This is a genomic window from Amycolatopsis marina (assembly GCF_900111885.1).
Lineage (GTDB): Bacteria > Actinomycetota > Actinomycetes > Mycobacteriales > Pseudonocardiaceae > Amycolatopsis > Amycolatopsis marina.
On sequence record NZ_FOKG01000010.1, the window covers coordinates 63,843 to 87,602 of the forward strand.

The following is a 23,760-nucleotide window of genomic DNA, read 5'->3' on the forward strand; positions in this document are numbered from 1 at the left end:
TTCGGGCGACAAGTTCGGCAAGGCTAACCTAAGCGCGTTTTGGGTGCCAAGACCTGGTCCACCTTCTGGACGGTGTTACCGTCACGGTTGTCGTGCGCGAACCCGAGCAACGCCCATGCTTGCCGCTGCACGGGTTCGACCTGGCCGCAACCGTCCGTGACCGCGTGCCCCACGGGCTCCCGCCGAAGCGATACCGCGAACCGCCGGTCGCCGGCCGACACCACGACCTCGACCAAGCCGTCACCCATCTCGATCGGTGAGGCCGCGACCACGTCCGCCACGCCGTCGAGATTGGTCGCTTCCCGAACGAAATGCTCGGCGGCCTGAGCTGACGATGGCTGCCCGGATCTGCCGCGCAGGTTCGCCAGCTGGACACGCCCGTCGCGGTAACGGTTCGCCGCCGAGAGAGCGGAGATCGGGTTGAGGTGGCCGTAGTACAAGCCGTGCGGAAAACACACCAGATTGGCCGCGAAGCGGTCCCCGCCGATGTGCGTGCACTCCCATGCCTCGTCGTGTTCGCCGCCGATCGCGCGAAGCACGGGGCGGCCGAATTCGGCACAACAAGCATCTCGCTTCCCGTGGGTACACACGGTGAACAGCGGATCCGAGCGCGGATGTCCGAAGTCAGGTTCGACCCCGGCGGCCAGGCCCTCGAGATCGATGTCGAGGACTTCGCGGTAGTCGCCGATGCGGGCCTGACGCATCCACGGCGAAGGGCCGAAGCTGTAGACCAGCACGCAGATCGGGCGCTGAACATCGCGCCCGCCGGAACGGCGGATCAGCACCACTCGTACCCCGGGCGCCCTCCGCTGGATCTCGGCCACCAGGTCGCCCCCCACCGCCTGCTCGACCGCGCCGATCGGCCACGGGCCGGGGTGTTCGAGCAGCAACCAGGCGCGGGTCGTCCCCGCACTTCCGGCCAACGGCTCCCCGAGACCTGCGCTCACCGCCGCGCAGGCGTCGACACGCTTGCTTCTGCCCAGGCGCGCGACGGACTGCGTAGCGTTCAGCGCGGCAACAGAAGACATCGTCGACCTCAACTCGAAACGGAAAGGCACCTTGTTTAGTTAGCCTACCCTACTCGTGGCACCGCTAAACCCGCGCAGTGCCGCGCCGACGGGTTGGTGCGCCGTCCTCGAACCCTTGTACTCAAGGGGAAACCGCAATAATGAAGAAGGTTCGAGTTACGACGTCACCATCACCATTCGGGTGCCCGGATGTCGGTTCGACGAACAGTGACGAAGCCGAGATGCGCGACAGGGGAATCCGCGCACGTAATTGCTGCGCGGATGGCCGCCATGCGTTCAGCCGGTCACCCAGCCACGGGCGCGCGCGGCGCGCGTCAACTCCTCGCGAACCGCGACGATCTGCCCGGCCGTCATGGCCGGGGCGGCACGCAGCATGATCTCCGTGACCTCTTCCAGAAACTCCGGTTCCGAGAGCACATCGCACATGTCGTCGTCCACGGGTTTGGTCGCGCTCATCGGCGCCGCCCGGCGGGCCTCCGACTCCGGCAGGCGCACCCTGGACGCCTTGAGACCGCGCTCCCCGTCCTCGATCTCGAACTGGACCCGCAGACCGGGCGTCACGTGGCTCTTGTCGAACGTGAGGTCGTTGACGTGGATGAACACGTCCTCGCCGCCGGAGTCCGGTGCCACGAAGCCGTATCCCTTGTACTCGTCGAACCGCACGACCTTGCCCGTGGTCAACGTCATCCCGACCCCATCCCTTCCTGGCTGTACTGATCAGGTGCTGCTCAGCCGGTGAGCTCCACCGGCGCGATGCTATCGAAGGGCCACGGAGACCTGGGGTGACGGCGTGCGTGCGCAGGTCGGGTGGTGCGACCCGTCCTCCCGCGCGCAGGACCGGCCGCGTGCCTAGGCCGATCGGCGCAGCAGGATGCGATCTACATTGGACGTGGCTGCCGGTCCTGCGGGTCAGCGCGTCCGTACCCGATTCCGGGCCCCGTAGCTCCTCCGTACGAACTGCGGTTTGGCCGCTGCGTATCCGCCTGACCTGCTGTTTTCTTCCTCGGCTCTCGAACCTCGCTGGAACCGCGATTGGCAGCGTCGGCCGGGACCATGGGAACTGTCCGGAACTCGAGTCAACACCAGCGCGGTCGTGCGTCCGTTCGGAAGGTAGGGACGCTTGCGCCCGATGCTCGACCATGGAGGGTCCGAAAATGACGATGCATGATCCGGAATGCGGCGACTGTGGCGGAACCGGTTGGTTGCAGGAGACCGTTGTGGACCGTGACACCGGGACCATCTCTTCCCAGGAGGCCCTGTGTCGGCGGGCTCCCGTGCCCGCGCAGCGCCACATCCCCCGCCGGGAGACTGCCGAAGCCTGTCTTCCCCGGTACTGACCCGGCCGTCTTCATCCACTTCACCAACTGGCGACACAGGAGCGCAGGAAACCACCCATGCACCAGCAGGCGTTCGTTCTCGTGTTGTGGGTGACCGCTGCGTGTGTCGTTGTCGGAATCGTCGCGGCAGGCACGGATGTGGCGCGCAGGAAATGGCGCCGCCGCCGCGAGGGCTCCGGGACGGCACCGGGCAGCTGGGAGGTGCGGGATCCGGCGCTGGCTGTCGCGGTGCAATCCGCGCTGTCGATGTTGGCCAAGTTGAACGCTCCCAGGGCGCACACCGTGATGGTGAGCGGGAGTCAAGTACTGGTCCGTTTCGTCCGCCCTGCCGCCACCCCGCCGCGGTTGCCCTGGAAGCTGGCCGCGGGTGGTCCGCTGGGGGGCAGCTGGGAGGCCGATCTCGCCGAGCTGGGCAAGCTACACCACGGCCCGCCACCCAGGACCGCATTCGTTCAGGTCGGTACCGCCGGTGACGCCAGTGTGCTGGTCGACCTGCTGGCCGCCCCCGGATTGATCAGCATCAGCGGTGACCAGGGACTGGCCTGCCGCATCGCCAACGGTTTCGTGTTCGATCTGGTCAGCAACCCGTGGTCGCGGCAGATCGACGTCGTGCTGGTCGGCTTCGAGACCGACGTGCGTGTTCCGGAGCCAGGACGCGTGACGTCGTTGCGAACACTGGCGGAGCTCCGGAGTGAGGACGCGGTGGAGCCGGTGCAGGGCTCGGTCATCGTGCTGGCGCAACCACCCATGGGCAGGGATGCGCAACGGGTGCGCGCCCTGCTCGCCGAATCGGGTGGAAGAAGCACCGCCCTCTGTGTCGGCCCTTCCGCGTTGGCGGGCTGGATCCTGGAGGCCGTGTCCGAGGACGCCCTGTCCGTACCCGCTCTGGGGCTGTCCGTCACACCGGCGGTGGTTGAGGTCGAGAAGACGCAACTGCGGCTCTTCGGCGATTACCGAGACGACCTGCTCATTCCCGCGAGGGCGACCTCCGACGACGAGCCGACGATCGTGCTCAGCAGGCCGGCCGCGCCTCCGGCGAACGACCGGGAAGCAACCGCTGGTGCGTATCCGAGCATTTCGGCGGAGGTCATCGAGGTGCCGACGCAGAAGCCACGCGAACCTCTCCGACGTGGTGTCGTGTTGCCGCGTGCCTGGAGCGACACGATCCGGACGCTCGCAGCGCCGGTGACCACCGACGCCCAGCGGGCCGCGCTGTGGCCCGCAGTGGTCGAGGTGCGCCTGCTCGGACGACTGGAGGTCGTCGCCCTTGGTGCGGACGTGACCACAAGAGACCCGGTGATCACCCGACTGATCCTGGAAAGTCTGCTGCCCGACGGCTTGTCGACGGCCGCGCTTGCCACCGCGATGCCTGGCGTTTCGCCGGCCGAGGCCGTGGCAGGTGACTACGTGTGGCTACCGATCGGGCAGTCCCGGTTGCCAATGGTCTATGAGGCGAGTGGCAACTGGCGGATACCCGCGGACGTCCGAGTCGACTGGCACCTGTTCCAGGCACTGGTCGACGCGGCGGAACCGGTCAACGAGCTGGCTCGGTTGCACAGCGCGCTCGCGCTCATCCGTGGCCCGCTCGCCCCTGGCGGCGTCGGCCCGTACGCGGAGCAGGTGATGGCGCTGACGTCGGGAGCGACGTCGATCGTTGTGCACACCGTGCGCCGTGCCGCCGAACTCGCCGAGAAGGAACGGAATCTCGCGCTCGTCGAATGGACCCTGCGGCAGGGGATTTCCCTGTTTCCGGCGACAGAAGGCCTGTGGCGAACGTTGTTGCTGTTCCATCATCAGCACGCCGCGGGCAAGTTACCCCGAGCCGTGCAGGAGATGTTCTCGGAGTTGTCCTCGGGTGTGCGGCATGCTCGGTTGGAGCCCGAGACCAGCGCTCTGCTGTCGCAACTCAGGCGCGATCGTGAGTTGTGGCTGTTGTGAGTATGACCAGGCTACGAGGAGGATGGATGTGGCCTTCCGGTGGCCGAATCGACGGTGACAGGCTGATTCGATTCGTCAACGACTGGACGCTCATTCGACTCCGGGAACTCAACGATTCGGTTCTGTCGGGGCGCTCGAAGCCGGAAGAGCTGATCCGGGAACTGAACGAGAGAGTCCTTCCGCGCCTGCCCGACGACCTTCGTGGCCTCGCACCCGACCGAGCCGCTCGCCTGCTCGTACCACTCGGCCTGCTCGGTGCTTCGGTGGCGAAGCACATGCAGGAACGGCACGCCTATCTCCGTGCCCAACCGGCCCGGAGCCTGTCCGCCCTCGTCACTGGTAAGAGCCGCGGAAACTTCCTTCGTTACTTCCGCGAACTCGCGGAGATCAGCGCCACCGGCCATCCGAGCCGGGACGCTTTCGCGTCGTTGGTCAGGTGGAACGTGCCCACCGTGCGGGTCCAGTGGGCAGGGCAGCCTCTCGCAGTGGTCGAAGGAGTCTTCTCCGACTCCTCCGTGCGCACGTATACCAGCGGTGCCGGCGAGGCCGCGCTGCTGATTGTGCTGAAGAAGTGCGAGGCGGTCGAACTGGCCGTCAACGAGCTACTCGAGCCGATCTGTGCAGGGGATCTCAGCCCCTCGGGCGAGGAAGGCCGGGAACGGGCCGCAGTTGCCACCGCCCTGCTGGGAGTCGTGCGGCAGCTGCTGGCTGAATTCACCGAGGACCTGGTGCGCGGACGGTCGGGCGGCACGAGTCCGACGGATGCCGTCGCCCGATTCAGTGTGCACTGGCGACTCGGGGACGTGCCCCCGAGTTCTGCGCGGAACGTCGAGTACGTCAGGCGTGATCTGCTGCTCGGTATCGGTGCGCCTGGTTTTCGCGATCACCTGTTCCGGCTGCTTCCCGGTCTGCTCAGGACCGAGCAAGCGACGCTGTCGGAGTTGGTGAGCAGGCCGAGCCTGTCCGACCAGATTCTGCGGGTGGCCGGCCTGGGGCACGCCTCGTCCGTGCCGCGTTCTGCCGGCTGGCTGCACAAGTCGGTGGCGAAGCAAGCCTGGCTGGCCGATTACCATCTGTTGTTCCGGATGAACGCCGAGGTGAGTGCGGCGCATCTGGCGATGACCAGGAAGTTGCTGCCCGACCGCGACCGAGTCGTGGAAGAGACGGGCAAGCAACTCGAACGGGTGACGCCGAACGGTGAGTGTTGCGTGGACACCGATGAGACGGTCCTGTCTCGGCTGAGTCTCGCTCGCGAGCAGCATCCCCTCGCCGGTTCGCTACGAGCTTCGTTCCTGAGCGCCGTCTCAGGAACACACGCTCACGCCGAGCGTCCCGGATTCCCTGCTGACACGGAGGAATTCGTGCGAATGCGCTGACCCAGAGCATCACATCACTCCGCTGTTACTCGTCAGCTTGCGCTGGCGCGCACGGTTCTTGCTGGCGCGCGCACGATCTGTTCATGAAGTGGCGTTCCGGCGGTCTGGGCATGGGCGCTGCCTCGAAGATTCGGTATGACAGAGTGGAAACACGCTGGCTCTTCCGGCTGGCGAGTCCGGATCCTGCACATCCCCTGGAACGAATCCCATCGACGCCGCGTCCATGGGACAAGGCCGGTGGAGAGGCGATGAACATGGTGGGTGCGATGGGCAGTACGCGGCGACGCTTGGACGAAGTGATCAAACTGTTCCGCCGTCGCGCGGGCTTGACACAGCAGCAGGCCGCGGATCTCGCGGGATTGAGCGTTGCCGGACTGCGGGATCTCGAGCAGGGACGCGTTGTCGCGCCCAGAGCGGGTACATTGCGCAGGCTCGCATCGGCTCTGGAACTGTCCGCGGGCGAAGCCGAAGACCTGCTGCGGATTGGCCGATCCGCTCCCGCACCTGGTCAGGACCTGTGGGTGCGGGTGCTCGGACCACTGACGATCGAGGTCGACGGGAAAGAAGTCGATCCCGGGTCGGCCAGGCAGCGTCTGCTGCTCGGCCTGCTGGCTCTCTCGCCCAACCTGCCGGTCAGCAGGGACGCGCTGATCGAGGCCGCGTGGGGGGAACAGCCGCCGCCCAAGGTGGTGGAGCTGCTCCAGACGAACATGTCCCGGCTGCGCAGGCGACTGCAGTCGGCGAGGTCGGACGCCGCGCAGTCCAAACTGCTGTTCGCGACCTCTGGCGGGTATCAGCTCGAGGTCACCGAGGACCAGCTCGACCTACTGGCCTTTCGCAAGCAGGCCGCGCAGGCGCGCCGGTCGATGCGAGACGGAGATCCGCTGGCGGCGTTCACTGTTTTCGGCGAGTCGCTGAGCCTGTGGCGCGGGGCGCCGCTGGCCGACCAGCCCGCGCTGCGGATTCATCCATCTGTCGTGGCGTTGTCCACCGACTGGCAGGACGTGGTCATCGACTATGCCAGGGTCGCGGAAGAACTCGGCAGGCACGCCGATGTCCTGCCGTTGCTGCGTCAGGTGGTCGAATCCGATCCACTGAACGAAATCGCCCAGGCCAGGTTGATGATCGCGCTGATGGGCGTCGGCCAGCAGGGTCGAGCACTTTCGGTGTTCGCCGACCTGCGCAAACGCCTGGCCGAGGAGCTCGGGGCCGATCCAGGCCCCGAGGTTCTCGATGCGCACCAGCGGGTGTTGCGTCAGGAGGTGCCGCAGGCCGCGGCGAACGACGACGCTCCGGTTAGTGCGCATCGGCAGTTGCCGCCGGACATCGCCGACTTCACTGGCAGGGACCAGGAGCTCAGCGTGTTGCACGGCCTGGTGAGCAGTGCTCTGGAAGGTGGGCCGGCCGCTCCGATCATCGCGATCGAAGGCATGGCCGGAGTGGGCAAGACACGACTGGCCGTGCATCTCGCCCATGAGTTGCAGGTCAGGAACAACTACTACGAGCAACAGCTGTATGTGGACCTACATGGTCACGCGAACGAGCCACCTGCCGAGCCAGGGCCGGTGCTGGGCTCGTTCCTGCATCTGCTGGGAGTGCGTGGTGACCAGATTCCACCAGACGTGAACGACCGAGCCGCCCTGTACCGCGATCGACTCCACGACAAGCGTGTGCTGGTGCTGCTGGACAACGCGGTCAGCCTGGACCAGGTGCAGCCACTGCTCCCCGCGGGATCGGCGAACCTGGTGCTGGTGACCAGTCGCCGCTCCCTCGCCCTCGACGGATCGCACACCATCCCGCTGGACGTGTTCGCCATGTCCGACGCGGAAGCTCTGCTCGTCCGGATCCTGGGCCGGGACCGGGTACACACGGATATCGCCGCCGCCCGCCGCGTCATCAACCTGTGTGGCAGGTTGCCGCTGGCGGTGGCGCTGGTCGCCCGACGCCTGCAGTCCAGGCCCGCGTGGAAGCTGGGTGATCTGGCGTCGCGGTTGGAGGAAGCCGCCGATCGCATGGGTGAGCTCGCGGCGGGGACGCGCCGGGTCCGGGCGGCATTCGATCTGTCGTACCAAGCTCTCGACCCCGAAGCGCGGCGGGTGTTCAAGCTGCTCGGCCTGCATCCCGGTGAGGACTTCACCGCAGGATCGACCGCCGTACTCGCCAGGATCGACGCGGGCACGGCACGCGGTTTGCTCGATCACCTTGTCGAGGAGCATCTGGTCATCGCGGTGTCCGGTGAGCGCTATCGGTTGCATGACCTGTTGCGGGACTACGCTCGCGACCTGCTCACCGAGGAGTCGGCGGACGACCGCAGGGAGGCGCTCAGCCGAATCCTGCGGTGGTACCTGCACGCCGCCGGTGCGGCGAGGGTGTTCGCTCCCGCGTTGCGCAAGAGGCGGCCGGTGTTGGACGACGCGCCATCCGCCCCGCTGCCGGAGTTCGCCAAGGACGAGGACGCGTTCCAGTGGCTCGAGGCGGAGCGCGCCGCGCTGGTCGCCGCGGTGACGGTGGCTCACGAACAGGGCTTTCCACAGACCGCATGGCAGCTGTCCTCGGTGCTGCGGGACTACTTCGACCGGATCGGGGACTGGGATCTGTGGATCCGGACGGGTGAGGTCGGGCTCGCGGCCGCCCGCGGATCGGGAGACCACCTCGGCGAGGCCTCGGTACTGCTCGACCTGTCCTCGGCATACGGGCAGCTCGGCGACCTCGATCAGGCTGAGGAGGTCGTCACTCGGGCATTGGAACTCACCCGCGTCATCGGGGACCGAGAGCAGGAGTCGTGGGCGTTGAGCAATCTGGGCATCATCACCGCGATGCGTGAGGACTGGGAGCGAGCCCTCGAGCACTTCAACGAGGCACTGCAATACGACGACATGCAGTTGGTGGTATTCAACAACATGGGCGCGGTGTATCAGCGCCTCGGCAGGCACAGCGAGGCGATCGCCTGCTTCCGTCGTGCCCTGGACCTGAACTCCGGCGAGTCGAACAACTGGATCGCCGCTGTGTGGATGCACAGTCTGGGGGAATCTCTGGTGAGCATCGGGCAGTACCAGGACGCGATCTCGGTGCTGGAGGAAGCCTGTGCGCGCCACCGGGAGGGACACGCGGCGCTTCCGGAAGCGGAAACTCTCGAGACTCTTGGCAACGCGTACGTCGCCGTTGGCAGGAGTGCTGACGCGCGTCAGTGCTGGGAACAGGCGTTGGGGATTCTGACCGAGTTGGACCACGGGCATGCCGGCCAGTTACGTGCGCGGCTGAAGACCGATGAGCTGTCGGCCTAGGACCCCCCAGCCGGGCACTTTCCCGGAAGAGTGACGTTGGGGGTAGTTGGCGGCGTTGGCGATCTTGCTCGGGGGTACTTGCAGACGCACCATCGCTGAAGCGGCGGACGAGAGCGGCGAGCGGCGTGGTGGGCGCGCCAGGAGACCAGTAGTGCGCCCGCGCCAGCACGGTCCCGTCGGCTCCCATCAGCTTGTTCGCTGCTGAAAATGCCGAACACCGGTGGCAGGAATATGTCAGCGCCACCGGTGATCCTCTCATTATCGCTCGGCGGGGATCGGCGTCCTTCATTTCCGAACGACCCGTGTGACGAACGATTTTCAGGTATGGGCACCTGAAACCGCTCAGGGCGCGTCATCCGCAGACCACGTAGAGGAGAAGACCGTGATCGTCCGTACGATTGCTGAGATCAACGAAACCGAAGCCGATGTCAAAACTGCGAACTGGCGCAGCAAGCGGCTGATCCTCGCGGGGGACAAGGTTGGTTTCTCGATGCACGAGACCACGCTCTACGCGGGAACGGTCAACCAGTTCTGGTACGCGAATCACGTCGAGGCCGTGTTCGTGGTCGAAGGCGAGGGGGAACTTGTCGACAGCGCCACGGGAGAGGTCTTCCAGTTGCGTCCCGGAACCATGTACCTACTGAACAACCAGGACAAGCACGAGGTCCGTCCCACGACGGACGTCCGGGCTGTCTGCGTCTTCAACCCCCCGGTGACCGGGCGGGAGGTGCACGATGAGAACGGTGTCTACCCGCTCATCACGGAAGCGGATTAGACACTCGCGATACGCCCACTCGCTGACCGTGTATACGCATCTTAATACGCGGTAAAGAGCCTTGTGTTTGCTGGTCAGTGGCTTCCCGAGAACCGTGGATGACGAACTGCGGTTCGGGTACGGGAGAGTCGCGGTCGTGGGGAGGTAGGTCCCAACCTCCGATTTTCCCCCACGGCCGCGACTCTCGCTTGCAGCCGATTGTTGACAATGGGCGCGCAGGGCCGTAGCTTCCCTCGTCATTCAGGCGACATCCGAAGGGAAAGCTGAATGCTCATATGGCTGCAACAAAAGCTCGGCCTACGAACAAACCCCACGATCTTCTTTGTTTCCGCAATACTGACGGTCGCGTTCGTCGCGATTTCGATTCTCTTCACCGATACCGTTGACGCGACTTTCAAGGCGCTGTCGGAGTTCATCACGACAAACCTTGGTTGGACGTATATTTTCGGTGTCACATCTTTTCTGGTGTTCTTGATCTGGATCGCATGTGGCCGATACCGCCATGTTCGCCTGGGTGGAAAAGACTCCCGGCCGGAGTACGGCAACGTCACCTGGTTCGGCATGCTGTTCGCTGCCGGAATCGGCACCATTCTCATGTTCTGGGGCGTCGCCGAGCCGATCAATCACTACGCCAACCCGCCGCAGTCCGGAATTCAGCCCGAGGTGCTCGAAGGACTCAGCGCCGAGGAGATCGCGCAGGTGGAGGTTCCCTCCGGCGCGGCGGCGCCGCTCAGCAACGCGGCAGGCGAGGAGGCGATGGGATTCACGCTGTACCACTTCGGTCTGCACACCTGGGCGATCTTCGCGCTTCCCGCGTTGGCCTTCGCCTACTTCGCGTACCGCCGGAAGCTGCCGTTCCGGGTGAGTTCCATCTTCCAGCCGCTGCTGGGCGACCGCATCAACGGTCCCATCGGGAAGATCATCGACATCACCGCGGTGCTGGGAACCCTGTTCGGCGTCGCTGTCTCGATCGGGCTCGGTACCCTGCAGATCAACTCCGGCCTTGGTGCGCTGTTCGGCATCGAGCAAGGCCGGACAGCCCAGGTCGTCATCATCGCTGTGGTGACGGTCGTCGCGGTCATCTCGGTCGCGCTCGGGCTGGACAAGGGGATCAAGCGGCTCTCCAACATCAATATCGGGCTTGCGGTCGCATTGCTGGTCTTCGTGCTGATCGCGGGCTCGACGGTGTACCTGCTGCGGGGAGTCATCGAGACGGTCGGAACGTACCTGACGCACCTCGTGCCCCTGTCGTTCTGGAACGACGCGTTCTCCGGTGACAACTGGGGCTGGCAGGGCGGCTGGACGGTGTTCTACTGGGCCTGGACGATCACCTGGGCGCCGTTCGTGGGGATTTTCATCGCCCGGATCTCCAAGGGGCGCACGATCAGGGAGTTCGTCATCGGTGTGCTGGGCGCCCCGGTCGCGTTCAGCATCGTGTGGTTCAGCGTCTTCGGGATGTCCGCCATGCGGATCGAGAGCGGCGATCCGGGGAAGCTGGTCGAGCCGGTCGTGCAGGACGGCGACACGGCCGGGGCCTTGTTCGCGTTTCTCGACAGTTTCCCGGCCACCGAGTTCGTCATGGCGGTCGCGGTGCTGATAGTCGTGGTCTTCTTCACGACGTCCTCGGACTCGGCGTCGCTGGTGATAGACATGCTGTGTTCAGGGCGCGAGTGGAATCCGCCGACGAGGCAACGTGTCTTTTGGGCGGTACTGCAGGGAGTGGTCGCGGCGACGCTGATCGCCGCTACGGGACGTGAGGCATTGGATGCGCTCTCCCAGGTCATAACCGTGCTCGGGCTCCCATTCTTTGTCATCGCATTCCTGATGATGTTCTGTCTGGTGAAGGCATTGAGAGAGGATGTGACAGACGAGGAACTGCTCCCGTCGCCGCGCAAGTTGCGGAGCAAAGAAGTGCCGGTAATCAAATCCTCGGCAAACGAGGACAGTGAGGTTCTCACGTAGTACGAGATCGAGGCCGCCGCCCGGAATGTGCCGGGCGGCGGCCTCGATTCACGTCAGCAGTCGACGCGGGACATCCTGAAGAGAGCATTAACGAACGTGCTCGGTTCGCTGAAGGAAGCCGGTGAGCTCCACGTAGGCGGATACGGTTCTGCACATGTTGACGACAGGACTTGGTTTGGACGAGGTGGCGACGCTTCCGGCCGGCCTGCGCGAGGAGATCGGCAGAATCGCGCGCACGCCACGCCTCCTCGTCGGGTGTGACTACGACGGCACTCTCGCGCCCTTCGTGTCGGATCCTGACGCGGCCAAGCCGTTGGCCGAGTCCGTGGCGGCCCTGCGCGGTCTTGCCGCCCTGCACGAGACCAGCGCTGTGGTGATCTCCGGGCGGGCACTGCGGGACCTCGCCACGCTCTCCCGGTTGCCCGCCGAGGTCCAGCTCGTCGGAAGTCACGGTTCGGAGTTCGACGCCGGCTTCGTTCGTCAACTGGATCGCGGCGCCCTGAGCCACAAGCAGGAGTTGCACGAGCGGCTCAAACAGCTCATCCAGGACAGAACAGGGGTCACGCTCGAGGTCAAGCCTGCCGGCTTCGCCGTGCATGTCCGCAATGCGGACCGACACACCGCACAGCGGACCCTTGACGAGGTCCGGGGCGCCGAGTTCGCCGGAGTGCAGGTGGTCGAGGGCAACGAGGTCGTCGAGCTCACCGTTGTCCCCACGGACAAGGGACGCGCGCTGGACTCCGTGCGCAGGGACAGTGCGGCCACCGCCACCGTCTTCATCGGGGACGGTCCTTCGGACGAGAACGCGTTCGGCAGGCTCGCTTCCGGTGATCTGTCCGTGAAGGTCGGTCCAGGTGACACGATCGCCGACTACCGGCTGCGCGACCCCAAGGATGTAGCTCTCGCTCTCGCGCTGCTCAAGGAGCAACGACATGCCTGGCTGCACGGGGAACAGGCGACACCGATCGAGCGGCACTCCATGCTGGCCAACGAGCGTTCGATCGCGCTGGTCACTCCGGACGGCGCGGTGAGCTGGATGTGCTATCCGGAACCTGATTCCTCGGCGTTGTTCGCGCAGCTGCTCGGGGGCACCACGGCAGGCCACTTCACGGTGTCCCCCGCGCGCACCGGCCTGCCGCTCGGACAGCGTTACCTCCCCGGCACGATGACGGTCGAGACCCGCTGGTCCGGTCTGCGGGTGACGGACTACCTGGACCATGCGGGCTCCGATTTCCGCACGGATCTCATTCGGGTGATCACCGGCGATGTTCCGGCCGTGGTTCAGTTCGCGCCCCGGCCGGAGTTCGGACAGATCCCGGTGAAGCTGGTCCCGGACGGGGATTGTCTGCGGGTCGTCGGGACATCGGATCCGATCACCTTGTACGCGCCGGGGGTCCGCTGGTCGATCGACCAGGATGGTCCACATGAGACCGCGCGTGCCGTGGTGAACCCCGCGGGCAAGGCTTCGGTGGTACTCGAGCTTCGGTGCGGTTCCACCAGCGCCCGCCCGCACTACCTGCCGGAGCCGACCCGGCGGGCGCTGGCGGGCGCCTACTGGGTGTCCTGGCTCAACGACCGGCGACTGCCTCAGGTCGAGCGGTCCCTGGTTGCCCGGTCGGCGCTGACGTTGCGCGGACTGTGCCACGACACAACGGGTGCGATCCTGGCCGCGGCGACCACCTCCCTTCCCGAGGAGATCGGTGGTATCCGGAACTGGGACTACCGCTACTGCTGGATCCGGGATGCCGCCATCACCGCCCGGTGCATGGTTTCGCTGGGATCGGTGAAGCCCGCCGAACGATTCCTCGGCTGGCTGGGCAGGATTCTCGCGGAGCTCCCGGGGCCGGAACGTCTTCATCCGCTGTACACCCTCGGTGGAGCCACGCTCGGACCGGAGGCGGTGATCGAGACCCTGCCCGGCTATGCCGGTTCCCGTCCGGTGCGCGTCGGCAACCTTGCCGGCCAGCAGGTCCAGCTGGACGTGTTCGGCCCGGTCGTCGAACTGATCACCGACCTCGGCGCGGAACGGGGTTGGCTGTCGGAGGAGGAGTGGGCACTGGTGACCCAGATGGTCGAGGCGGTCGACCGCCGCTGGCAGGAACCGGACCACGGAATTTGGGAAGAGCGGATTCGTCCGCGCCACCACGTGTATACCAAGGTCATGTGCTGGGTGGCCGTTGATCGTGCGTTGCGGTTGGCCGAGACATTGGGCAAGCCCCATCGGGAAAGGTGGGCCGAGCTGCGTGCGGCGATCGCCACCGATGTCCTCGAACACGGGTGGAACGCCGAAGTAGGCTCCTTCACCACCGCGTACGACGGTGACGACCTCGACGCCGCGACGCTCCACATCGGGCTTTCCGGGCTCCTTGATCCGGAGGACCCGCGCTTCCACGCGACCGTGCTCGCGACAGAGGCGCAGCTGCGGTACGGATCCACTGTGTACCGTTATCGACGAGACGACGGCCTGCCGGGCAAGGAGGGCGGCTTTCACTTCTGCACGGCGTGGTTGGTGGAGGCCTACCTGCTGACCGGTCGCCGACTTGAAGCTGAGGAACTGTTCAAGCACCTGGTGGACTCGGCGGGACCGACCGGCCTGCTGCCCGAGGAGTACGACCCGGTCGCCGAGCGATCACTTGGCAACCATCCGCAGGCGTACTCCCACGTCGGACTCATCCGCTGCGCACAGTTGCTGTCCGGGTGACTGATGCTCGCGTGATGCCAGCGGGCATGGACGAGGCGGGAGAGCGTCACGGCACCGCGTGATCGGTCCACTCCCGGCGTGTTCGCTTCCCGAGCCGCCAGGCTCGTGGCGCCTCGCTCGTCGCGCGGCGTCCGGCTTCGGGGAACCGGAGCCGGACGCGCGCGCCGCCCAGCGAGCTCTGCTCGAGATGGATCGACCCACCGATCTCCTCCACGCACGTCCGCGCGATGTCCAGGCCGAGTCCGGTCGACCCGGCTCCACTGGATCCACGTCGTAGAGCCGCCTCGGGATCGGCGATGCCCTTACCGCCGTCGTCGACGACCAAGGTCACCCAGTTCGCATGCGAGACCACGACGACCGCGAACGGCGTGCCTGGCGGGGTGTGGTGAAAGACGTTGACCAGCAGGGCGTCGAACAGGCTCCGCAGGGCCTTTTCCGGCAATGCGATCTCGGTGGGGGAGGACGTCAGATCCACCAGGCTCTCACGGGCCTGGTTCTCGGCGAGCGTGGTCCAGAACCCCATGCGTTCCCGCACCACGGCACCCAGGTCACACCAGGTAGCAGCCGGAGGCGGGGGAGCATCGGAACGGTTGATGACCTCGTCGACCTCGGTTTCCAACGCGTTGATCGATCGGCGAATGCGCTCGCTGACAACATCTGGCACCAACGATTCCGCGTCCAGGCGCAGAGCCGTGAGTGGCGTGCGGAGCCGGTGCGATAGGTCGGCGATGAGCTTTCGCTCGTCCGTGCGCAGGTTCGCCCAGCGTCCGGCGATGGCGATCAGACCGGCACGCAGGCTTCGGAGGTCCTCGGGGACGCGTGGCGACAGGGAAACAGGCAGCGCATCGGGCTCCAACTGGTTCGCGGCCTTCGCCAGCGCGCCCGTGGCATCGACCACCGGTTTCGTCCGGATACGCACCAATGTCAGGGCGAGTGCGATGCTCGCGAGCCCGGCCATCAGCAGCAGAGCGAACCTGGTGCCGAAGCCGGAGCTGAACCAGCGCACCGGGATGCGTACCTCCACCACCGCCACCTCCGTGTCGCTGATGACCACCGGATGGAGATAGGTGGACTCGCCCGACCAAGAGTCGTCAAAGGCGAGCGCTCGCCGGGTCCCAGCCACCTCGGCGACCTGAGTTTGTGGTGCGCCGGACGTCCCGAATGACCGGCCGTCCGGTAAATGCACAGCCAGCCTTCCCTCCGCACCCGCGGGGGCCCGCGCCAGTACCCGGCCGATGTCGGCCCCGTCGGTGCTGACCAGAACGACGGCGCCGACGAGATGTGCCTGCCTGCGATAGTCCTCGCCGACACTCCGCCGTGTACACGTCAGGTCGAGCACCACCGCCGTCAGCAGAACGGTGACGAGCGTGAGCGTCGACGAGAACAGGGCTGATCTGGTGAAGACGACGGTCATGAGGGGGTGGTCAGCTTCAAGCCGACGCCACGAACGGTGTGCAGATGCCTCGGCGCCGCGGCGGTTTCCCCCAGCTTGCGACGCAGCCAGGAGACGTGCACGTCGATGCTCTGGACGCTCCCCGGATCACTGTCGTGCCAGACGTGCTCGGTGATCGCGCGCTTGGTGACCACCTGGCCCGGCTGCTCGGCGAGATAGGCGAGCAGGTCGAACTCCTTCTTGGTGAGAGTGAGCTCGCGTCCGGCCAGTGAGACCACGCGCGTGCCGACGTCGATGCGTAACTCTCCGACCTCGAGGACGCCACCGGGTGAATGGGCGGGTGTGGTTCTGCGCAACAACGCCCGGATGCGTGCGAGGAGGTGTTCGCCGGAGAACGGCTTGACCACATAGTCGTCGGCACCGTCGTCGAGCAGTCGGACGACGGAGGCTTCCCCCCGGCGCGCCGTGGCGACGATGACCGGAACATCACTGACGCCTCGGATCATCCGCAACGCGGCGCTGCCGTCGAGATCGGGTAGGCCGAGGTCGAGAACCACCATGTCCCATCTGCTCGACGCCGTCTCCCGCAACGCCTCGGCGGCGGTGCCGACCGCGAGCACCGAGTAGCTGTGTGAGTTGAGGGTGCGCACGATCGCCGCCCGCACCGCGGGGTCGTCTTCGACCAGCAGGACCGAGTACATAAGAATCCCAGGGTGGTCCCTCCCGCTGGCAATCAAGCCGCAGGAAGGCACGACCGGAGTTCGACTGATACGCCAGGGTTCCCGCAGGTCAGGACCGTCTCGGTCGAGCCACACCGGGCGGTGTGCGGGCGGGGTACGGGTTACGCGAACGCTGCTCCGGCTCGTGTCGGCGACCGTCGAGTGCGTGCGGCGGGATCCAGGTTAAGCGAATTGCTCTCGCTTCTTAAGGGTCGCTTAGGGGTTGTGCTCCTACGGTTGCGCTCACCACGGACCTGCCGTGGCGGCCTACTGCCGAGAGTCACCTTCATCAATGACGAGGAGGGCCCGTGGCGGGCATCGTGCTCACCCAGCTCGACAAAGAATACCTGGACGGCACACGCGCTGTGAACGGGCTGGATCTGGAAATCGCCGACGGCGAGTTCCTGGTGCTGGTCGGCCCTTCCGGATGCGGAAAGACCACGGCACTCAGAATGATCGCCGGTCTCGAGGAGATCAGCGGCGGTGGAATCAAGATCGGTGATCGGCTGGTCAACCAGATCCCGGCACGGGACCGCGACGTGGCGATGGTGTTCCAGTCATATGCGCTGTATCCGCATCTGAACGTGTACGACAACATCGCGTTCGGTCTGACCCTGCGGAAGCTGAACAAGAAGGAGATCGACAGCCGGGTTCGCGAGGTCGCCAGGGTGCTCGACCTGGATGAGCACCTGCAGCGGAAGCCGAAGAACCTGTCCGGTGGACAGCGGCAGCGGGTGGCGATGGGACGCGCCATCGTGCGCAAGCCGCAGGCGTTCCTGATGGACGAACCGCTGTCGAATCTCGACGCGAAGCTCAGGGTGCAGATGCGGGCGGAGATCGCCCGGTTGCAACGCGATCTGAACGTGACGACCGTGTACGTCACACATGATCAAACCGAGGCGATGACGCTGGGTGATCGGGTCGCGGTCATGAAGCGCGGCGTGCTGCAGCAGGTCGGGCCGCCCCAGGAACTCTATGACCGACCGGTCAATCTCTTCGTCGCCGGCTTCATCGGCTCTCCCGGCATGAACCTGATGAACGCCAGGCTGACTGACCGGGACGGCCAGGGTTACGTGGTCGAGGTCGGTGCGCATGTCCTAAAATTGCCCGACAGCGTGTTGGTACAGCGTCCTTCGCTGAAGAAGTATCTGGGTCGGGACGTGATTCTCGGAATCCGTCCCGAGGATATGGAGGACGCGACCCTTACCGACGCGGGCCCGCACAACACGATGAGTTCGGTCGCCGATCTCGTCGAGGCAATGGGATCCGACGTGCTCGTGCATTTTCCGGTGCAGTCGAAACCCGTCGTGACGGAGGACACCAAGGAGCTCGCCCGCGATCTCGGTGACGCCGATGTCGAGCGTGACGGAGACTCCACTGTCCTAGTAGGACGATTCAGCCCTCGTACTCGCGTCTTCGAAGGGCAGGAGGTCGCGATTCGCGTGGATACCGCGCGCATGCACTTCTTCGACCCCAAGACCGGCGCGTCCATCTGGAACCGTTGAGGGTTAATCACGATCGGCCGGACGGGGGTGGCCCGGAGGGCTACTCGCGGCTGGCCGATGCAGGTGAGACGCGTGCACCGGTGACGTACGTCGCGTGAATAACACTCATCTGAATAGTCCACATTGAGGAGAAAACCGTGAGAACCACGAAGTTGGCTGGTGCCGCCGTTGTCGCCGCCACTGCGCTCGTGCTGAGCGCATGTGGAGGGTCCGGAGACCAGGGAGGTGATGTGCCGTCCGCCGACCTGAGCGGACAGACGCTCGAAGTGGCCGGAGTGTGGTCGGGTGACGAACAGGCCGCCTTCGAAGAGGTGCTGGCGTTGTTCGAGGAGCGGACCGGGGCCGAGGTCACCTACACCTCCGCCACCGACGATCTGCCGACGGTGCTGCAGACCAGGGTCGACGGAAAGACTCCGCCGAACGTCGCCGTCCTCCCGCAGCCCGGACTGATCACGCAGTTCGCTCGCGCCGGCGCACTGCAGCCCCTGAGTGCGGAGACCCAGGACGTTCTGAACGAGAACTATGTGGAGATGTGGTCCGACCTCGGGTCGGTCGACGACACACCGTACGGGGTGTTCTTCAAGACCGCCAACAAGTCGACCGTCTGGTACAACACCGCCCTGTTCGACGAGGCCGGCGTCACCCCGCCCGCCACCATGGCGGATCTTTTGGCCAGCGCGGAAACGCTGTCCGACAACGGCATCGCGCCGTTCTCCGTGGGCGGAGCCGATGGATGGGTGCTGACGGACTGGTTCGAGAACATCTATCTGCAGACGGCCGGTCCCGAGATGTACGACAAGTTGAGCAGGCACGAGATCCCGTGGACCGATCCGTCGGTGCGGGAGGCGCTCACCGTGCTGGGCGAGGTCCTGAAGCCGGAGTTCCTCGACGGAGGATCGCGGGGTGCCCTGCAGACCGAGTTCCCGACCTCGGTGAGCAACGTGTTCGGCAACGAGCCGAAGGCGGCGATGGTCTACGAAGGTGACTTCGTGGCCGGTGTGATCACGGCGAGCACGTCCGCCCAACTCGGCGACGACGCGCGTTTCTTCCCGTTCCCGCGCATCGACGGTGCGGATCCGAGTGTGGTTGTCGGTGGCGACGCCGCGGTGGCGTTCACCGCGGACGCGGCCACCGAGGAGCTGATGAAGTTCCTCGCCTCGCCGGAGGCAGCCGAGGTCTGGGCCGCGCGCGGGGGATTCCTTTCCCCCAACAAGGGTCTCGATGTGGGTGCGTACCCCGACGAACTGACCCGCGAGCTCGCCCAGCAGTTGCTCGACGCCGGGGAGAACCTGCGGTTCGACATGTCGGATCTCGCACCGTCGGCCTTCGGTGCGACCAAGGGTTCGGGAATGTGGAAGGACCTGCAGGACTTCGTCGCCGATCCGGGCGACATCGAGGGAGCCATGCGCAATCTCGAGAACAACGCCGCCAAAGCGTTCCAGGAGTGAGCTGAGCTCTCATGGCAGGTAACGACGCAGGTGTGGCCGACGCGACGGAAGTCGGCCACACCGAATCCAAGGAACGCTGGGTCTCCGACATCCAGGGCAGGTCCGGCCGGAAGGCGGCGCTGTTCCTCCTTCCGTGTGTCATCGTGCTGGCGCTGTACATCGCCTATCCGCTGGTGTTCTCCCTCGGTCGCAGCTTTTTCGACGGAACGGGGGAGAACTTCGTCGGACTGGACAACTACATCGACGCGTTCACCGATGACCGGACCAGCATCGCACTGAAGAACAACCTCATCTGGGTGCTGGTCGCCCCGACGTTGGTCACCGCGTTCGGTCTGCTGTTCGCGGTGCTGACCGAGCGGATCAAGTGGTCGACGGCCTTCCGGCTGGTGTTGTTCATGCCGATGGCGATCTCGCTGTTCGCGTCCGGGGTCATCTTCCGTCTGGTGTACGACCAGGATCCCGACCTCGGGGTCGCGAATGCCGCGGTCGTCACCGTCCACGACATGTTCGTCCAGTCATCGGAGTACCCAGGAGCTCGTCCGAGGGATGAGGAACTGGTCGGCGAATCCGACGCGGGTTTCGTCACCACGCATCCGGCGGAGGCGGGCGAGGTCGTCGCGCTTCCCATGGTCGGGATCCGGGACCAGTCGATGCCCGCGGAGACGCAGACCGCGGTGTTGCCGGACGTCCAGCCGGGAGAGCTGCGCGGGAGCGTCTGGCTGGATGTCTCCTCCGGCGGTACCGACGGCACAGTGGACGCCGGGGAACGGGGCATGCCCAAGGTCGTCGTGCAGGCGGTGCGCGACGGTCAGGTCGTGGCGACTGCCACCACCGCCGATGACGGCACCTTCATCTTCGCCGATCTGCCGCCCGGTCCGTACACGATGCGGCTTCCGGCGGAGAACTTCGCCGAGCCGTTTCGCGGCCTCGGGTGGCTGGGCCCGGATCTGGTCACACCGGTGATCATCTCCGCCTGGATCTGGATCATGACCGGCTTCGCCATGACCTTCATGGCGGCGGGTCTCGCCGCCATCCCGCGAGACGCGCTTGAGGCGGCCAGAGTGGACGGAGCCACGGAAGGCCAGGTCTTCCGCAGGGTGACCGTGCCGCTGCTGGCCCCGATACTGCTCGTGGTCTTCGTCACCCTGGTGATCAATGTGCTCAAGATCTTCGATCTGGTGTACGTGGTCGCCCCGGGCTCGTCGCAGGCGGAGGCGAACGTACTCGCGTTGTTGATGTGGCAGGTGTCCTTCGGCGCGGGTGGTGACCAGGGGCTCGGCAGTGCGCTGTCGATCATTTTGTTCCTGCTGGTGGTGCCCGCGATCGTGTTCAACATCCGACGGTTCCGAAAGGCGCGAACAGGATGACCGTGACATTGGCTCCGCCTCCCGAGCGGATCGACCACCCGGAGGTGTCCGGGCCACCGCGCCGCAGCGCGGTCTCGCGCCTCGCCGGCCTGCTGGGATCCCGGCTACTCCAAAGCTTCCTCGTGCTCGTCGCGTTGTTCTGGCTCATGCCGGTCTTCGGACTGCTCATTTCGTCCCTGCGGAGCGAGGTCGACAATGGCGACAGTGGCTGGTGGACGATATTCACCGCGCCTGCGCAGCTGACCCTGGACAACTACCAGCAGCTCCTCGCCGACAGCACGGTTCTGTCGGCGCTGTGGAACACCGTGCTGATCTCGGTTCCCGCGACGCTCCTGGTCGTGGTGATCTCGTCGCTGGCCGCCTATGCCCTGGCCTGGATGGACTTCCGCGGTCGTGACTGGTTGATGGTGGGCATCGTCGGAATGCTGGTGATGCCGATCCAGGTCGCGCTGATTCCCACGGCGAAGTTGTACGGCGCCGTGGACATCTTCGGGACCCTGCCCGGTGTCATCCTCTTCCACGTGGCGTTCGGGCTGCCCTTCGGCGTGTTCCTGCTCCGGAACTTCTTCTCCGGAGTGCCGAAGGACCTGCTCGAGGCGGCCAGAATGGACGGTGCCTCGGAGTGGGTGGTGTTCCGACGGGTTATCATGCCGATCGGGCTGCCCGCGATCGCCTCGCTCGGCATCTTCCAGTTCCTGTGGGTGTGGAACGACCTCCTGGTCGCCCTGGTGTTCGCGGGCACGGACAACCAGCCCATCACGGTGGCGTTGCAGTCACAGCTGCGGCAGTTCGGTTCGAACATCGACATGCTCGCGGCGGGCTCCTTCGTGTCGATGCTGGTTCCGCTGGCGGTGTTCTTCTCGCTGCAGCGGTTCTTCGTGCAGGGCGTGCTCGCCGGGTCCACGAAGTAGCCGGTCGGCTGTCGTGAGTGGCGTCCGTACCTGGTCCGTACCCAAAAGTAGGTAGGGCCGGGATTTGCCTCACGACCAGGTATATCGCCGCGTGTGCACAGTCCGTGGACGTGCGGCAGGACGGCAGTGCGGGGCGTGATGATATGCATGACAACGGCTCGACGAGTGCGTGCGGGCAGACAGATTTGACGAGAGGGAGAACGGCATGAGGCGCATGCGCGCCAAGGTGGTCGCTGCCACGGTGGCGGCCGCGGCAGTGGTCACGGTTTCCGCCTGCGGCGGCGACAGCGAGGAAGCGGCCGAAGCCCCTTCGTCGGCCGCGGGTTCGAGTGCGGAACCGGGCAGTGCGGACGGGAACCCGGCGGGGGAGCGGTCGGACGGCAGCACACCGCCCGGGACCGAACTCAAGCTCGGCGAGAAGGCGGTCATCCCGTATGAGGCCGAGCAGGGTGATGGGATGGTCGCGATAACGGTGACCGCCATCGAGCGTGGGGATCAGGCCGCGTTCGACAAGAAGTTCGGCGACGACGACTCCGCGGGTATCGTTCCCTACTACGTCCGGTACACCGCACGCAACGTCGGTGACGTGCAGCTCGGCCACAGGGACAAGATCCGGTTGAAGGGGCGTACGGCTGACGGCAAGGTCTCCAATATCGTGCTGATCGGTGACCTGGACGAATGCGTCGAGCGGTCGTTCCCCCGTACCGGCGGGAACACCGGGACCAGCATCGAGTCCTGTGTCCTGGTGGGCTCACGGAGCGGGGAGATCACGGCCGTCACCTACAATCGCGGATCTGCCGGCTACAGCTCGGATCCGATCAACTGGAGGGCGTGAGCCGGCCGTACCGCGACCCGATTCGCCGCGTCATGTGCTTGTGCCGAGCAGGTCCACGAACCTGCTCGGCACAAGTGCCTGATCGTGTGTCTGTTCTGGACAGTGCAGCCGCGATCCGTCCGTCCTCGTTCGTCAGGAAGCAGTGGCCAGCTCATCGGACGAGGGAGTGCGCAGCTTGGCCAACGTCCGTTTCTCGATCTGCCGGACTCGCTCGCGGGTGACACCGCACTCCCGGCCGACCTCGTCCAGCGTGCGCGGACGGCTTCCGTCCAGACCGAAGCGGAGCCGGAGCATGTGCTGTTCCCGCGGGGTGAGCCTGGCGAGCAGGCCGTCCACTTCGCGACGGAGTACCCGGTTCGAGATGGTGTCCGCCGAATCCGGTCGCGAATCGTTCGCGATCTGTTCGGCGAGCGGACGGTTTGTGGCCTCGCCGAAGTCCTGGTCGAGGCTGAGCGGCTCCTGCTCGAACGAGAGCAGCTCGAGCACCTCGTGGACGGGAACCGCCAGCTCCTCGGCGATTTCTGAGTGTGTCGGCTCGCGCTGCAACTGGATCGACATGGCCCGCCGGGTGCGGTTGACCCGGTTCACCTTTTCCACAACACGCAGGGGAATGCGAATCGTGCGGGACTGCTCGGCCATGGCTCTGGTGATCGCCTGCCGGATCCACCACGTGGCGTAGGTGGAGAACTTGAACCCAGGGGTGTAGTCGAACTTCTCGACCGCGCGGATCAGCCCGATGTTGCCCTCCTGAATGAGGTCGAGCAGGGCAAGGCCGCGTCCGGTGTACCGCTTGGCGATACTCACCACCAGGCGCAGGTTGGCCTCGAGCAGCCGTTTCTTGGCCGCCCTGCCGTCCTGCGCCACGATCCGCAGTTCTGCTTCGTCGTAACGGTCCTGGCCTTCGCTGAGCAGCCTGTCCGCGTAGAGCCCGGCTTCGATACGCCGTGCCAGGGTTGCCTCCTCGGAGCGGGTGAGCAGTCTCGTGCGACTGATTCCGTGGAGATAGGTCCCGACCAGGTCGATGGAGACCACCGGCTCCTCGATGTCGTCTCGTGTTTCCGCCACCACTGCCTCCCCGTGCGCAGGCCTCGCCCGTTCCCGTTCAGGATGCGCGGGCGTGCTCACATTCCCCTGCTCTGCCGCCGACTCCGCCACCGCGGCGAAACCGCAGGTGAGGACGG

Annotated in this window: 16 protein-coding genes; 11 read left to right on the plus strand and 5 right to left on the minus strand. The window is 65.8% G+C overall.

The features are described 5' to 3' along the window. Positions 1 to 23 precede the first annotated feature (23 nt). On the minus strand, positions 24 to 1,028 hold the full coding sequence (locus BM199_RS17625) for a ferredoxin family protein (RefSeq protein ID WP_091674353.1): 1,005 nt from the start codon (positions 1,026 to 1,028) through the stop codon (positions 24 to 26). A gap of 276 nt (positions 1,029 to 1,304) precedes the next feature. Beyond that, the gene (locus BM199_RS17630) at positions 1,305 to 1,715 is read right to left on the minus strand and encodes a cold-shock protein (RefSeq protein ID WP_091674354.1); all 411 of its coding nucleotides are present in this window, start codon (positions 1,713 to 1,715) and stop codon (positions 1,305 to 1,307) included. A gap of 707 nt (positions 1,716 to 2,422) precedes the next feature. Here BM199_RS17630 and BM199_RS17635 point away from each other — a divergent pair. The 6 genes from BM199_RS17635 (at position 2,423) to otsB (ending at position 14,401) form a co-directional block, all read left to right on the plus strand. Then, positions 2,423 to 4,303, plus strand: coding sequence for a bacterial transcriptional activator domain-containing protein (locus BM199_RS17635; protein WP_091674355.1), 1,881 nt, complete (start codon positions 2,423 to 2,425; stop codon positions 4,301 to 4,303). 26 nt (positions 4,304 to 4,329) lie between these two features. Then, positions 4,330 to 5,679: a hypothetical protein gene (locus BM199_RS17640; protein WP_091674356.1), complete on the plus strand. Its 1,350-nt coding sequence runs from the start codon at positions 4,330 to 4,332 to the stop codon at positions 5,677 to 5,679. Positions 5,680 to 5,762: 83 nt separating this feature from the next. Beyond that, complete coding sequence (locus BM199_RS17645) at positions 5,763 to 8,963, plus strand: tetratricopeptide repeat protein (protein ID WP_091674357.1); 3,201 nt, start codon at positions 5,763 to 5,765, stop codon at positions 8,961 to 8,963. A gap of 382 nt (positions 8,964 to 9,345) precedes the next feature. Continuing rightward, complete coding sequence (locus BM199_RS17650; protein ID WP_091674358.1) at positions 9,346 to 9,738, plus strand: ectoine synthase; 393 nt, start codon at positions 9,346 to 9,348, stop codon at positions 9,736 to 9,738. A gap of 267 nt (positions 9,739 to 10,005) precedes the next feature. After that, positions 10,006 to 11,700 carry a BCCT family transporter gene (locus BM199_RS17655; RefSeq protein WP_143101846.1) on the plus strand — a complete coding sequence of 565 codons (1,695 nt, stop codon included), beginning with the start codon at positions 10,006 to 10,008 and terminating at the stop codon, positions 11,698 to 11,700. A 154-nt stretch (positions 11,701 to 11,854) separates the two neighbouring features. Continuing rightward, entirely contained in the window at positions 11,855 to 14,401 is a 2,547-nt protein-coding gene (otsB, locus tag BM199_RS17660) for a trehalose-phosphatase (RefSeq protein ID WP_091674359.1), read from the plus strand. Between the two features lie 46 nt (positions 14,402 to 14,447). Here the strand turns inward: otsB and BM199_RS17665 are convergent, their stop codons facing one another. Next, entirely contained in the window at positions 14,448 to 15,815 is a 1,368-nt protein-coding gene (locus BM199_RS17665; RefSeq protein ID WP_091674360.1) for a sensor histidine kinase, read from the minus strand. Then, positions 15,812 to 16,495: a response regulator transcription factor gene (locus BM199_RS17670; protein ID WP_091674361.1), complete on the minus strand. Its 684-nt coding sequence runs from the start codon at positions 16,493 to 16,495 to the stop codon at positions 15,812 to 15,814. Before BM199_RS17670 ends, BM199_RS17665 begins: the two co-directional genes overlap by 4 nt. Before the next feature lie 326 nt (positions 16,496 to 16,821). Here BM199_RS17670 and BM199_RS17675 point away from each other — a divergent pair, with 326 nt between their 5' ends. From BM199_RS17675 to BM199_RS17695, 5 genes are all read left to right on the plus strand, one after another. Beyond that, entirely contained in the window at positions 16,822 to 18,018 is a 1,197-nt protein-coding gene (locus BM199_RS17675) for an ABC transporter ATP-binding protein (RefSeq protein WP_091674362.1), read from the plus strand. Between the two features lie 137 nt (positions 18,019 to 18,155). Continuing rightward, a complete protein-coding gene (locus BM199_RS17680) occupies positions 18,156 to 19,466 on the plus strand; it encodes an ABC transporter substrate-binding protein (protein WP_245788428.1) in 1,311 nt (436 codons plus the stop codon). An 11-nt stretch (positions 19,467 to 19,477) separates the two neighbouring features. Then, positions 19,478 to 20,833 (plus strand): ABC transporter permease subunit, encoded by a 1,356-nt coding sequence (locus tag BM199_RS17685; RefSeq protein ID WP_091674363.1) that lies wholly within the window; start codon positions 19,478 to 19,480, stop codon positions 20,831 to 20,833. After that, positions 20,830 to 21,744 carry a carbohydrate ABC transporter permease gene (locus tag BM199_RS17690; RefSeq protein WP_091674364.1) on the plus strand — a complete coding sequence of 305 codons (915 nt, stop codon included), beginning with the start codon at positions 20,830 to 20,832 and terminating at the stop codon, positions 21,742 to 21,744. The genes BM199_RS17685 and BM199_RS17690 overlap by 4 nt, the downstream gene beginning before the upstream one ends. Positions 21,745 to 21,949: 205 nt before the next feature. Continuing rightward, complete coding sequence (locus BM199_RS17695; RefSeq protein ID WP_143101847.1) at positions 21,950 to 22,579, plus strand: hypothetical protein; 630 nt, start codon at positions 21,950 to 21,952, stop codon at positions 22,577 to 22,579. A gap of 132 nt (positions 22,580 to 22,711) precedes the next feature. Here the strand turns inward: BM199_RS17695 and BM199_RS17700 are convergent, their stop codons facing one another. Next, the gene (locus BM199_RS17700; protein WP_245788429.1) at positions 22,712 to 23,644 is read right to left on the minus strand and encodes a sigma-70 family RNA polymerase sigma factor; all 933 of its coding nucleotides are present in this window, start codon (positions 23,642 to 23,644) and stop codon (positions 22,712 to 22,714) included. Positions 23,645 to 23,760 lie beyond the last annotated feature (116 nt).